Raw genomic sequence first — 13,080 nt, forward strand, 5'->3', positions numbered from 1 at the left:
CCCCTAAATGCTATAAATTTTTATTCAAAATTCTTTGAGCTTCTTTTATATACTCTTTTGATGCATCGAGTTTTTGTTTAGTAAATTTAAATCCGTGCATACCCCACGAACCATCTTTTTCAACCATATCGATGATCTCTTGAGCATTTTGGATAAGCTCATAAACTCTTACTTTATCACTTGCATCAAGTTTTTTAGTCTCAAGTAGTGAGTAAAGTCCTTCAATACCAATCTTAACTTCAGAGAATTCATTCTTAACTGGAGTTTGCCATCCCATAACTTCATCATAAACTTGTTTTTGGTTTTTGAAGTGAAGTGTTGGTTTTAGCTCAGATAATACTGGGCTGTGGCAGCCTTTGGTATCTTTCATATCTTTATCAGCCCAAGATGTTCTAGCACACGCCCACATCAAGTCAACGTAGTTATGGCCATTTTTATCTCTCTCAAAGTGCCAATCTTTAGCATCTCTTGGACCTTTAGCAGCATCGCCTGGTACTAGAGATTTCTCTTTTGGATCAACCATGATCTTCCAGATATGAGATCTTCTTTGAGTATCAAAGCCAGCGTTGTCTTGGAACTGAACAGCATAGAAATTCTCACAACTCATCATAAATGGCATGTGGCAAGATGCACAAGTGTTGTCTTTGTGAGTATCTGCTTTAGATGCGATATATGCTTGAGTCTCGTGGCAATCTTTACACTCTTTTCTAATTTTTGGTTTAGTATAGAATGAGCTTAGATAACCTTGTTCTGAGTTATAGTTCATACCAGTTACGCTCTTATCGCCTACAACTGGGCCTGTGTTATCGTGTGGATCGTGGCAAGTAACACATCTCATACCTTTATCATAGTGAGCCGTAAAGTATGATTGTGAACCCTCAGATCCGCATCCTGGTCCCATTGATTTAAATTTAGAGCTAAGTGATAGATCAAGCTTACCATTATTAAGAGGATTAGCACGAGCTAGATCTGGGCTAAAGTTAAATCTTTGGTGGCAGCGTTCGCAGTTTGATGTTCTAAAATTTGTAGCTCCATCAAGGTGACCGCCAGCTCCGTGGCACTCCTCACAGCTTACGCCTTTTGAGATAGTGTGTTTTTGAAGCTCTTTAGCATTACCAAGTGCTGCGTAAAATTCTGCTTTTGATTTGAAATCGAATTTAACCGGGTGACAAACTTCACAATATGATGAGTTTGCTTGGAAAAACATTGATTTTTTATGTTTTGCGGCGTATGAAGCTAGACCTCTAACATATCCGCCATTATCGCCGTACTCTTCAAGAGTGCCAGGAAATTCTGGAACAAGCTCTTTTATCTTTTTAACAGTTGCGTCGTCTAAATTTAACGCCCATGTTCTTTGCCATTGGTTACCACCAGCTACGATCTGACCTGTACCATCTCTTAGCAAACCACCCTCAACGTAGTAAGTACCACGAAGTAGCCACGCATCAACGTAGCCCATTTTGGTTCTTAAGTGACCAACAGTTGCGTAGATAACATCTGGAGTAATACCTTTTGGAAGGATAGAAGCGGTATCTTTGTCAAATACTGGCTCAGTTAGGTTGTTATTAACCTCTGGGTGCTCGCCAGGGAAACGCATAGTAGTTGCGTGGCGAGATCTACTCCATACTTCATACTGGGCTGGGTGACACTCACCGCACTTTTCTGGTCCTACAAATTTGTTAGGAAATTGAAGTGATGAAGTGGCTGGAATTCTATACATCATAGAGCTATAGCCCTTACCGCCATCTCTTTTACTAAGCTTTGACATATCAAAGCCATGTCCCTCGGCAAGCCACTCTAAGCCACGGTCATGAACGACCATTTTACCGACGGTTTTACCACCATATTTCGTAAAAATAGGGTGGTTTTTAAATAGCCAGTTATACATCTCTTGCTCTTCTACAACGTAGTCTTGCAAGGAGATAACACCTCTACTTTGCAGTGTGCCTTTAGGATTTGCGATAACATCACGTGCTTTATCGGACATCTGCATATTATGCTCTTCGCAACAGGCTTGTGAAGCGAAGATGCTAACACCCATGAGCAAACCAGCTAAGGCTTTTTGTAGATTTCTCATGTGCCCTCCTTTAAATTTTTATCCTAAAATCAAAATGATTTCATACTGATAATACTAACACCAAAAAAGGGTAGAAAAGGGGGAATTTTAATAAATTATAAATTTTCGAAACTAATTGTAAATGTAATACTATTTTCATCTACATTTCTAGCAAAGATTAGGGCGTTATTTTTGCTAGCTATTAGCCGGCTCATATATAGACCAAGCCCGCTGCCAGACTCTTTTGTGCTAAAGTGTGGCTCAAAGATAACCTTTAAAAACGAAGCCTTTATCGCTCCTGCATTATTTTGCACACATAAATTTTTACGATTATCTTTTATAAAAGTATAAATTTTTATTATTCTTGGCTTTACATAGCTTTGTTTAAATGCATCTTTTGCGTTATTTATAATATTTATTAAAATTTGGATTATTTCATTAAAATTTGCAAAAATCGTAAAATTTTCTCTTATATCGATCTCTATTTCGATTTGATATTTCTTAAGTGAGGCGTTTAGAATTTTTATGGTCTGATTTACCACTTTCTCTACGCTAAACTCCCTTTTTAAAGTATTTGGCTTAAAAAAGTTTTTAAAATCATCAACCGTTTCAGACATAAAATTTATCTGTTTGCTAGTCTCTTCTATAAACTCATAAATTTTTGCTTCATCAAGCTTTTTTCGCTCCTGATAGAGTTCTAAATTTATTAAAGCTGAGCTGATTTGAGCTAAAGGCTGCTTCCACTGATGTGAGATATTGCCTATCATCTCGCCCATTGAGGCTAGGCGGCTTTGATGTATCATTAGCTGCTCAGTCTGTCTTTTACTCTCTTCGCCACGCCTATGCATCTTATAAACAAGTAGCAAAAATATCCCAAATACAAAGGCTATCGCGCTCATTATGATGACAACCTCTTTTAAATGGTAAGAAAAAATGGCACGTAGTGGGATTTTAAAAGATAACATTGCCATCATCTCACTTGCCTCAGAAATTTTTCCATTTGAAATTTCATAACGATCCAGCATCTGTTTTGGAGCACTTTCGATATTGTGACAGGCTAGGCAAGATGTATTTTGACTTTTTATAGGAAGCCCTACAAAAAATTGTGAGCCATTTTCATCTTTTATAATCTTTGAAAACTCACTAAATTTATTCTCTTTGAAGCCTTTTAACACCTGCGCTTCAAATTCATTTGGCTCATGAGCTTTATTTAAAGGCGCCATGGCGACTAGTTTATAGTCAAAGTCAAGATTGTATTTTTTCTTTTGGATATTATAAATTTCACGGCTTATATACGAAGATGAGAGCAATCTCTCGTCAAAAAAATCCTCTTTTATAATGCCGTCATGCTTTAGCTGCTCTATTAGCGGACGCTGAACGCCTGCAATGTACTCTCTTACAGAATTTATACTCTCAAGCACATAATACGCCTCTTTTTTTGCATCTTTCATTGCAAGATTATTATAAAAATTTAAAACAAGCGCGGATATTAAGAGATAAACAAAGATAAAAACACTAACGATTAGCTGAAATTTATATTTCACAAAGATAACCTACACCGTATAAATTTTTAATCACATCTTTGCCAAGCTTCCTTCTAAGCTCTTTTACGATCGTCTTTATCGCCTCTTTGCTTGGCTGCTCATACTCCCAAATATAATCAAAAATTTGTTCATAAGTTATAGTTTGATTTTTGTTATTTAAAAAATACTCTAAAAGCCTACTTTCACTCTTACTTAGATGAGAAATTTCACCATTTATATAAAGTACTTTTTTACCAAAATCGTATTCTAATTCATCATTTAGCCTAAGAGTCGGCTTGCGTCCAACAAGCTCTAAAGCAACGTCTTCTAGGGCTTTTATAAATGACTTTTTATCATATGGCTTTGCAAGATATCTTGTGATCTTTAGCTCAACCGCTCTCCACAAATACTCTTGCTCGACATGGCTTGATAAGATCACGATAGGAATTTTTTGATTTATGGTTCTTACTTTTTTAGCAATCTCTAGGCCATCGATATTTGGCACGCTTATATCAAGCACCAAAACATCATAAGCATCGCTCATCGCTAGCTCAAGTGCATCATAGCCATCTGTTACGCCATTTACCTCGGCAAAAAATAGCTCCAAAGAAGCACAAATATTTTTTAAAATCGCCTCTTCATCTTCAAGGCAAAGGACCTTTTTGTTTGATAAAACATCTAAAATATCATATTCTTGCATAGCCTCATCTCGCTTTTTGAGCAGATATTATCACTTGGTAGCTTAAAAAATAAGATTATCTAAAAAATAATTCATACCGATATAAAAGATAGATTACTTTTAAAAATTAAACTATAAATTTTTGTTGAAGTGATTTGAAGTCTTGATTAAAATTTTTTATGAGTACTATTTTTGGATTTTTATAAAAATTTAGCTACCGATCAATTTTAAAAAAGAAAGATAGCTATATTTATAGTATAAATTTTAGTTGCCTCTGCTTCCAGGTTTGATCGCTTTGCTTCCATTTTTACAAAGTGGGCAATGCTCAGGCTCATAAATTTCAAACTCAAAATTTCCTAAAGCAAAAAACGGCTTATCGCTTGGTAGTTTTGCATTTGGTTTTGAGTCGTTGCCTAAATTTGTGACCTTACAAAAGCCACGGTTCGCAAGCGCTGCAAAGCCAACTACCTCACCGCCAAGGCTCTCTATCACACGTGCCGCTTCAAGTGCCGAACCGCCAGTCGTGATGATATCCTCACAAACGATAAATTTCTCGCCTTTTTTTACCTCAAAGCCACGTCTAAGACTCATTATCTTTTCAACTCGCTCTGTAAAGATAAAACGCTTCTTTGCCGCACGTGCGAGCTCATAACCAGCTAAAATTCCACCAAGTGCAGGCGAGCAAACGCTATCAAATTCAATGCCAAATTTCTCTATCACACGGGCAAGCTCGTCAGCTAGTTTTCCAGCCAAAGCTGGGTCTTCAAGTACCTTTGCGCTTTGAAGATAAAACTGCGAGTGATTACCGCTACTTAGTAAAAAATGTCCCTCTAAATATGCTCCGGCATCTTTATAAATTTTCTCTAAATTCATCGTTTTTTCCTTTTAAAATTTACTCAAAATTTTAACACAAGCCCACTTAAGCCACTCTTTTTAAAATTTAATAAGCCACACATTTGTATAATCTTCGCACTCTTACAAAAAGGACGCTCATGCTTATTTTTAACCCTGTTGTTTTTAGCATTTTGGTAATGACGATACTTTGTCTATTGCGTTTTAACATTTTGCTTTCTATCCTTATCTCTGCTCTTGTTGCGGGAGTAATGTATAAGCATGGATTTAGTGGATTTGAAAGTGGCATTGTAGGTGGGATCGATAGCCTCTTTACAGCCCTAAAAGAGACTACACAAAGCCTCATAAGCGGTATGCAAGGCAATCTTGAAACATCGCTTAGTTATATTTTGCTTGGTGCTTTAGCAGCCGCCATCGCAAATACAAATTTAACTGCTATCTTGATAAATGCTTTGAGTAAATTCCTTAGCTCGAATAAAGTGATTTTTATACTAACTATCGCATTTATAGCGTGCTTATCTCAAAATTTAATCCCAGTTCACATAGCTTTTATACCTATTTTGATCCCACCACTTCTTGCTATTATGAACAAAATGGGGATAGATAGACGTGCCGTGGCTTGTGCTTTGACATTTGGTCTTCAAGCGCCTTATGTAAGCCTTAGCGTTGGCTTTGGTCTGCTTTTTCACAATATCTTAAAAAAAGAGCTAGCAAATAACGGCATAACCACATCTATTTCTGATATATCTTCTGTTATGTGGATAGGCGGCGCTTCTATGCTTATCGGACTTATCCTCGCTATACTTTTTTACGGCAAGAAAAGAGCTTATAAAACTTCAAAATTTGAAAAAGAAGAGCTTGATGAGATCGAGCGTGCAAAAAGCCTTGAGATGACTAAAAAAGAGTGGGCAGTTTTAGCTGGTGCAGTTGTGGCTTTTGGTGTGCAAATTTATACTGAGCTGCTACCTCTTGGCGCACTACTTGGACTTTTGGTTATGGTAGTTTTTGGCGGAATAGAATATAAAAAAGTAGATAAGATCATGGATAACGGCCTTGCTATGATGGGTTTTATCGCTTTTATCATGCTAGTTGCGGCAGGTTATGGCACTATCTTAAGAGAGAGTGGCGGCATAGACGAGCTTGTAAAATACGCTAGCTTAGTATCTGGCGGCAAGATAGGCGGAGCATTTTTGATGCTTCTTATTGGTCTACTTGTAACAATGGGTATAGGCACTAGCTTTGGTACGATACCGATCTTAGCCTCTATCTACGTACCACTTTGTCTTAATCTTGGTTTTGGCGTACCAGCCATCATCTTGTTAGTTGGCATAGCTGCGGCTCTAGGAGATGCTGGAAGTCCTGCAAGCGATAGCACACTTGGGCCAACAAGCGGTCTAAATGCTGATGGTGAACACAACCACATATATGATACTTGTGTGCCTACATTTGTATTTTTCAATATCCCACTTATCATCGGTGGCATCGTAGGTGCAATGATACTTGGATAAAATTTGGCGTAATTAACGCCAAATTTCTTTTTATTTCTTCTACTTTTTATCAATATAAATTTTTGGAACATCTTTTGCTTTTGAAAAATATAAAAATTTAAAATGCAAAAAGGATAAGTCAATGATGAGATCACTTTGGTCTGGTGTTTCAGGCCTACAAGCCCACCAGATAGCCATGGACGTAGAAGGCAACAATATCGCAAACGTCAATACTTATGGTTATAAATACAACCGTGCAAATTTTGCTGATATACTAAGCCAAACTCCAAGAGTAGCTACCGCTCCACAAGGTCAGCTAGGCGGTCAAAATGCTATGCAAATAGGTCTAGGAACGACTATAAACTCAACTACAAGAATTTTCTCGCAAGGCACATTAACATCTACTGATAAGCAAACAGACCTTGCACTTCAAGGAAATGGTTTCTTTGTCGTATCTCCAGATGGCGGAACTACAAGATACTATACAAGAAATGGTGACTTTGTCCGTGATAAAGCTGGAAATTTTGTAAACAATAGCGGCTATGTCGTTCAAGGCTGGACAAGAGATGAAGAGACTGGCACTATTGACTCAACTGGACCGATAAAAAATATTGTGATAAAAGAGGGTCTTACTACTCCAGCAAGAGCAACAACAGAAGTAAAGATAAAAGGCAACCTTGACTCAGGCAATACCATAGGACAAAGAAGTACGCCTATTTATTCACTAGACTCAGTTGCTGGTGGACGTGACTATAACAATGACGGGATTTTAGATCCAAATGAAGTCCACAATGAAAATGATGTAAATAATGATCAGTTTTATACAAACTCAAGAAAAGAACAAAGCTTAACAGAGCGTGGCGTCGATCTTGGTGTTACATTTGATGAGCTTGGAAATGGTCTTGCTTTAAGAGATGGACAAGGTATCTGGGTGAGCTATGCAAATGCTAAAACTGAAAAATTTGAAATAGGAAGTAAATCACCAAATAATGTTGGTTCACTTACTAATAATGGAACTACAAAAAAATTAAATATAACATTAAATGGTGTAAATATAACCGGAGATGTAACAAACATAAGCGATGTTGCAGCTGCTATCAACGCTCAGTATAATAAAACTGGCGTTAGAGCTGAAATTTCAGAAGGTAATAAACTAACACTTATAAATAGAAATAACTCAGGTACTACAAAAGAGACAAAAAATATTCACTTAACTGTCAATACTGGTGATGAATTAGTAGCAGCAACGACAGCAATGGGAGTGGCAAATGGTGGTTTAAAAAATCGAGATATTATCACAGCTTATCAATATGTCTATACGAGCTCACAAACAACAGCAGTTCACGAATACAATGATGCGAAAGAAAGGCAAGTAACTACAACAGAAGATCTTCGTGCTGCTATGCAAAAAGATGCAAGGAGTTACGTTGACTACAATGGAGACGGTCAAATAAGAGTAAACTCAGCTGTACCTAATGCTATAAAACAAGCAACAGAAGCTCATAATATAACTCCGGGTACTGGTGGAGCAGCTATAGCTGATACAACATGCCAAACAGCTTATAATAATGCTTATAACGCTGCAACTGGTACTCCAGATGCAAAACACGCAGCTGGTATCGAAGCACTTAAAAAACTTGCTGATGATTTAAATGATGGCACAAAGATTACTGTAAATAAACTAGGTCAATTTCAACTAGAAAATCCATCAAATGAAGTAGCAGATCATGCACTTTACATGACTACGACTGGACTTACAAAGCCAGCTCAAGGTACAAATAATTCGGCTATAAATGAAAATGTTAGACTTACAACTATTATGAAAGCACTTGATGGCGCACTAAGCCCGGGCCAAGCTCTAAGAGCAAGTGGAAAGATGATGATGTCAAGCCACGGCTCAACGGCAGAAATTTTTGACTCACTTGGTTCAAAACACACAGTTAGTATCAAATGGACAAAGACAGGCACTACAACAGATGGTGGAACTGAGTGGAGCATGGTTATACAAGTGCCAGAGCCAGCTAAGATAAACTACACAGGTGAAGGTCCGGATAATGTTATAACTGGAACAGCTAGATTTAACGCAAATGGCTCACTTGCAAGTTTTCATCCAGCAACGATAACATTTTCAGCTAACAACGGCTCACAAAGTGGCCAAAACATTAGCTTAAATTTTGGTCTGGGAACTGACTTTAACGGCTTAACAAGCTTTGATAAAGACTCATCAACTGAGTCAATCTCACAAGATGGCTACACAGGTGGCACTCTAAACGGCATAAAAATAGATGAGACTGGAACGATAATAGGCTCATTTTCAAATGGCCAAAGCTTTGGTCTGGCTAAAGTAGCACTTGCTACCTTTACAAACAACGAAGGTCTTCAAAGCGAGGGCGGAAATGTCTTTTCACAAACTGCAAACTCAGGTGAAGCAGTTATCGGTGCAGCTGGTACAGGCGATAAGGGAACGATCGCAGCTTCAAAACTTGAAGCTAGTAACGTCGATCTAAGCCGTGCGCTAACAGATCTTATTGTTATCCAAAGAGGTTTCCAAGCAAACTCAAAAACGATCACAACAAGTGACGAGATGCTAAATACACTTCTTCAATTAAAACAATAATAACTAAGACTTTTACAAAAGGGAGCGTTTGTCTCCCTTTGAAATTTATGCTTTAAATTTACAAATAAAATCAGCCTTCTTTTTGTAAAATGTTAAAAAATTTTACAAAAGAGAAAAAATGCAAGTAACACTACTAAATCACACTCCACTAAATATCTGCTCTCACGCGATCCGCACATGCTGGCAAAGCTTTGACAAAGGCGACAACGGTGGTGAAAAAGATGTTGAGCTAATAGATAGAGTAGGCAATAAATTTAAACACGCCTCGACCTTAGAGCACCTATACTACAACTTCTACATCCAAGGTATCTCTCGTGCGCTACTTCAAGAGCTAGCTCGTCACCGCTTGGCAAGTCTAAGCGTCAAATCAACTCGCTACACGCTAAAAGAGCTAAAAAAAGAGGAAAAATTTGAAGTAGGGCAGTTTGAGCGTGCAGCTAAATTTATTGTACTAACAAATGACGAACTAGTCGATAACGCAAGTATAAAAGCACTTGAAAATTTGCGTGAAATTTTAGCCTCAACTACAAAAAGCCTTGACATCGTCAAATACTGCTTGCCAGAATGCTATAAGACAGAGCTTACATGGAGCATAAATGCTAGAAGCTTGCAAAATTTCATCTCTCTAAGAAGCTCAAAATCAGCCCTTTGGGAGATAAGAAATTTAGCAAATGCTATCTATGCTGTGCTACCCGAAGAGCATAAATTTATCTTTGAAAAATGCTTGCCAGAAGATGAGCAAAACTAATATTTGAGTTAGCGCGATTTGTGATTTAGAAGTGATGAAACGAGCGCTAAATTTACTTTTGTAAAACGTAAAGAAGCTCGTCTACGTGGATGTTTCTAGCTTTTAAATTTCTGCTGCCACGGTAGGCGTTATACTTTTGGCGCAATAGTTGAACCTTGCCCATTTTATTTAGATTTTGATCAAATTCATCTTGGTTGATAAAGCCCTCTGAGTTAAACGAAATTAGTACAAATTTTGCCTTTAAATTTGCTATCAACTCGAAAAATGCCTCGCTTGCTGATGATTTTTTATTAAAGACTGATCTGTTCCAGTCCTTTGCAATGCCTGAAACTTTTGAAATTTTACTTGGCTCAGTGTTGCTTGCGATGAGATTTAGCATGAAGTAGTTTGAGCCGTATGGGTGCTGATTATAAGGTGGATCAAGATAGACTAGATCAAGGTCGTCAAGTTCTTTTGCGAGCAAATTTGCGTCCTTTTGATAGACCTCAAAAGGCACACTAAAATTTGAAAAAATAGGCTTAGTCAAATTTATATCAGAAGTGATCCTTGATATGGCATTTTGCCCTCGTCCACCAAACTGACCGATACCCTCTTTATTTTTATGAAAACCTTTAAAAATTCCACTTGTATTTGCATGCACGCTTGCATTATAAAGAAGTGGAGCTATGAAAAATTTTCTCATCTCAGCCGGCATTAGCTCATCTATAAGCCTTCTAGCAGTGTCAATGAAGATAGCATTTTTTCTTGTGTAAAAGACCCGCTCGCCAAAAGCGATATTTTTATCATCTTGCGGGGCATAAAGCCTTGTTATAAAGCCTTCAGAAAGATTATCTTCTATCTCTTTTTCAAGTCTTTTTTGCCAGAAATTTATCTCATCTATTAGCTCATTTGTGGCGTTTTGCAAATAGCATGAGTTTGTGATGAAGCTGTAAAGTTCCAAGTCGTTTGCGACTAGGAATTCGCTATTTTGCTTTAAAAATCTAGCCACCACGCCACTTCCACTAAAGAGATCACAGCAGCTAAGCTTCTCTTTTTTAAGCTCGTCTTTTGCGTATTTTACGCCTAGATCTATAAAGCCTAAAAGAGAGCGCTTGTTACCAAGATAGGTTAAAATTTGCTCTTTTAGATAGGCTTGATTTTCTTGTTTTACTGGCTTCAAATCAGTGCTTTTTTAGTCCCATAGCATCAACATCAAGCTTGATCTCATCGTTATTTATGATGACTAAACCAAGATCAAGAATTTTCTTTGCTATGGCATGAGCTTCATCAAGTGAGTGCATCTTGTAAGTGCCACATTGAAATTTATTTAGCTCTGGGATTTTATCTTGGTCTTTGACCTCTAAGATGTCTTTCATAGAAGCAAGCCATGCCTTTTTTACGGCTTCTTCACTAGGTGTGCCAATGACACTCATATAAAAGCCAGTCCTACAGCCCATCGGCGAAATGTCAATGATCTCTACGCCGTTGCCGTTTAGATGGTTTCTCATAAAGCCAGCAAATAGGTGCTCTAAAGTGTGAGTGCCCTTTTCTGGCAAAATTTCTTCATTTGGCTTGCAAAATCTCAAGTCAAAAACGCTGATATCATCGCCCTTTGGCGTTTTCATACTTTTTGCTAGTCTTACTCCTGGGGCTTGCATTTTTACATGATCTACACAAAAACTATCAAGTAGTGGCATATATTCTCCTTTAAATTTTTGGTAATTCTAGCGTAAAAAATGTTTAAAATTTAAAGGCTCATATAAAATTTTACATAAGCCTTGTAATATTTGAATGTTTGTGGGTATTAAAATAATAAAAATTTTACTTAATATTATAAATTTCTCATATATTCCGTACTATAAATACCTTGAATACGTCTTTCCATGTCACCATACCAACTTTTTGGAAGAGTGGTAAGAGAGTTAAATTTCTCAAGTAAATTTAAATTTTTATTTGGCGAGTAAAAGAGCCTGTTTATCTCTAAAATGCTCATATGAACTGGATCTTTTTCTACAACTTCTATTACGTCGCCCACTTTACACGATCCTGGTGTTATTACGCGGTAGTACCAGCCTGTAAGGCCTGTTTCAAAGATGTGAGTAGCCATATTTTCATTGCCCCATCTTCTTGAGAGCTTAAAGCATGGCTTTCTTGGCTGCGATACTTGAAGGACTAGTGAGCCGACCTTATGGATATCGCCCACGCAGACATTGCTCTCGTCAAGCCCATCAATGCACAAATTCTCACCCATAGCTCCGTAAGCCATATTTTTAAATCCTAAAAATTTCTCCCACTGAGCATAGTTTGAAAACGAATTTGCAAATATAGCTTTTTCTGGGCCGCCATGATGCTTCGTATCAGCGACGCTATCGCCCACAAAGCCAAGCTCATTTGCAAAAATTTCACCATTTTGAGCTACTTTAAATATAGCTGAGCTCCAAGGTGTATTTAGCTTGTCAGTCGCACTTTGCGAGCCATAGTTTTTTACCTCGCCGATTAATAATGCTTTTACTATTGCCATATTTTTCCTGTCAAAATTTAGCTTATTCTTAAATTATTTGCGTGAGTTAGCGCGATCGCGATCGCATCGGTGATATCAAGTGGTTTTATCTCTTTGTTTATACCTAAAATTTTCTTCACCATAAACGCCACTTGCTCTTTATCAGCTTTGGCCTTGCCAGTGACAGCTTTTTTCACCTGAAGCGGTGTGTATTCGGCGAAATCACCATGAAGCTGTAAAATTTTAAGGCTAAGTGCTCCACGAAACTGAGCGAGCTTTAAAACCGTTTTTGGGTTGTAAGCAAAAAATATATCTTCGATCGCAACCTCGTCAAATTTATGATTTTTAAAGATGAGATCAAGCCCCTCGCAAAGCTCGGTAATCTGATACTGAAGTGTGTTTGGTTTTATTTTTATGAGTCCTGCTTCAAGAAGAGTAGTTTTAAATTTATTTTTTTCAAGTATTGCATAACCACAATTCTTCGTGCCTGGATCAATTCCTAAAATTTTCATCACTATCTTTTCAATACTTTTTCACGACTTTTTCACGATGTGAAAAAGTTTGTCAGAGTTTAACAAAGGTTTTATTAAAATTAAGATAGTATCACTATAAAAATTCTCGAAATTTAAGGCATAAAAA

The 13,080-nt window shown here is 37.4% G+C and carries 11 protein-coding genes; 3 read left to right on the forward strand and 8 right to left on the reverse strand.

The window, feature by feature from the left end; all coding sequences use genetic code 11:
* Positions 1–10: 10 nt before the first annotated feature.
* The 4 genes from B9N66_RS07325 to pyrE all read right to left on the reverse strand — a co-directional run bounded on the left by B9N66_RS07325 (position 11) and on the right by pyrE (position 5,131).
* Positions 11–2,077: a multiheme c-type cytochrome gene (locus B9N66_RS07325; protein ID WP_021090404.1), complete on the reverse strand. Its 2,067-nt coding sequence runs from the start codon at positions 2,075–2,077 to the stop codon at positions 11–13.
* A gap of 95 nt (positions 2,078–2,172) precedes the next feature.
* Positions 2,173–3,600 carry an ATP-binding protein gene (locus tag B9N66_RS07330; protein WP_087580498.1) on the reverse strand — a complete coding sequence of 476 codons (1,428 nt, stop codon included), beginning with the start codon at positions 3,598–3,600 and terminating at the stop codon, positions 2,173–2,175.
* Positions 3,590–4,279, reverse strand: a complete 690-nt coding sequence (locus tag B9N66_RS07335) for a response regulator transcription factor (RefSeq protein WP_072595294.1) — start codon at positions 4,277–4,279, stop codon at positions 3,590–3,592. Before B9N66_RS07335 ends, B9N66_RS07330 begins: the two co-directional genes overlap by 11 nt.
* Positions 4,280–4,522: 243 nt before the next feature.
* The gene (gene pyrE, locus B9N66_RS07340; protein WP_087580499.1) at positions 4,523–5,131 is read right to left on the reverse strand and encodes an orotate phosphoribosyltransferase; all 609 of its coding nucleotides are present in this window, start codon (positions 5,129–5,131) and stop codon (positions 4,523–4,525) included.
* 119 nt (positions 5,132–5,250) lie between these two features.
* Here pyrE and B9N66_RS07345 point away from each other — a divergent pair, with 119 nt between their 5' ends.
* From B9N66_RS07345 to thyX, 3 genes are all read left to right on the forward strand, one after another.
* Positions 5,251–6,618 (forward strand): Na+/H+ antiporter NhaC family protein, encoded by a 1,368-nt coding sequence (locus B9N66_RS07345; RefSeq protein ID WP_087580500.1) that lies wholly within the window; start codon positions 5,251–5,253, stop codon positions 6,616–6,618.
* Positions 6,619–6,739: 121 nt separating this feature from the next.
* Positions 6,740–9,214: a flagellar hook protein FlgE gene (gene flgE, locus B9N66_RS07350; RefSeq protein WP_072595320.1), complete on the forward strand. Its 2,475-nt coding sequence runs from the start codon at positions 6,740–6,742 to the stop codon at positions 9,212–9,214.
* Between the two features lie 118 nt (positions 9,215–9,332).
* Positions 9,333–9,962: an FAD-dependent thymidylate synthase gene (gene thyX / locus B9N66_RS07355; protein WP_087580501.1), complete on the forward strand. Its 630-nt coding sequence runs from the start codon at positions 9,333–9,335 to the stop codon at positions 9,960–9,962.
* Positions 9,963–10,014: 52 nt separating this feature from the next.
* Here the strand turns inward: thyX and B9N66_RS07360 are convergent, their stop codons facing one another.
* From B9N66_RS07360 to ruvC, 4 genes are all read right to left on the reverse strand, one after another.
* Complete coding sequence (locus tag B9N66_RS07360) at positions 10,015–11,121, reverse strand: DNA adenine methylase (protein ID WP_087580502.1); 1,107 nt, start codon at positions 11,119–11,121, stop codon at positions 10,015–10,017.
* Between the two features lies 1 nt (position 11,122).
* Positions 11,123–11,638, reverse strand: coding sequence for an S-ribosylhomocysteine lyase (gene luxS, locus B9N66_RS07365; RefSeq protein WP_072595298.1), 516 nt, complete (start codon positions 11,636–11,638; stop codon positions 11,123–11,125).
* A gap of 134 nt (positions 11,639–11,772) precedes the next feature.
* Positions 11,773–12,462, reverse strand: coding sequence for an MOSC domain-containing protein (locus tag B9N66_RS07370; protein ID WP_087580503.1), 690 nt, complete (start codon positions 12,460–12,462; stop codon positions 11,773–11,775).
* Between the two features lie 17 nt (positions 12,463–12,479).
* The gene (gene ruvC, locus B9N66_RS07375) at positions 12,480–12,959 is read right to left on the reverse strand and encodes a crossover junction endodeoxyribonuclease RuvC (RefSeq protein WP_180382088.1); all 480 of its coding nucleotides are present in this window, start codon (positions 12,957–12,959) and stop codon (positions 12,480–12,482) included.
* Positions 12,960–13,080 lie beyond the last annotated feature (121 nt).

This window comes from Campylobacter concisus (assembly GCF_002165775.1).
GTDB classification, from domain to species: domain Bacteria; phylum Campylobacterota; class Campylobacteria; order Campylobacterales; family Campylobacteraceae; genus Campylobacter_A; species Campylobacter_A concisus_E.

Coding starts and splice junctions, on each gene's coding strand:
- B9N66_RS07325 (WP_021090404.1), bottom strand. CDS start 2,077: ATGAGAAATCTACAAAAAGCCTTAGCTGGTTTGCTCATGGGTGTTAGC.
- B9N66_RS07335 (WP_072595294.1), bottom strand. CDS start 4,279: ATGCAAGAATATGATATTTTAGATGTTTTATCAAACAAAAAGGTCCTT.
- pyrE (WP_087580499.1), bottom strand. CDS start 5,131: ATGAATTTAGAGAAAATTTATAAAGATGCCGGAGCATATTTAGAGGGA.
- B9N66_RS07345 (WP_087580500.1), top strand. CDS start 5,251: ATGCTTATTTTTAACCCTGTTGTTTTTAGCATTTTGGTAATGACGATA.
- flgE (WP_072595320.1), top strand. CDS start 6,740: ATGATGAGATCACTTTGGTCTGGTGTTTCAGGCCTACAAGCCCACCAG.
- thyX (WP_087580501.1), top strand. CDS start 9,333: ATGCAAGTAACACTACTAAATCACACTCCACTAAATATCTGCTCTCAC.
- luxS (WP_072595298.1), bottom strand. CDS start 11,638: ATGCCACTACTTGATAGTTTTTGTGTAGATCATGTAAAAATGCAAGCC.
- B9N66_RS07370 (WP_087580503.1), bottom strand. CDS start 12,462: ATGGCAATAGTAAAAGCATTATTAATCGGCGAGGTAAAAAACTATGGC.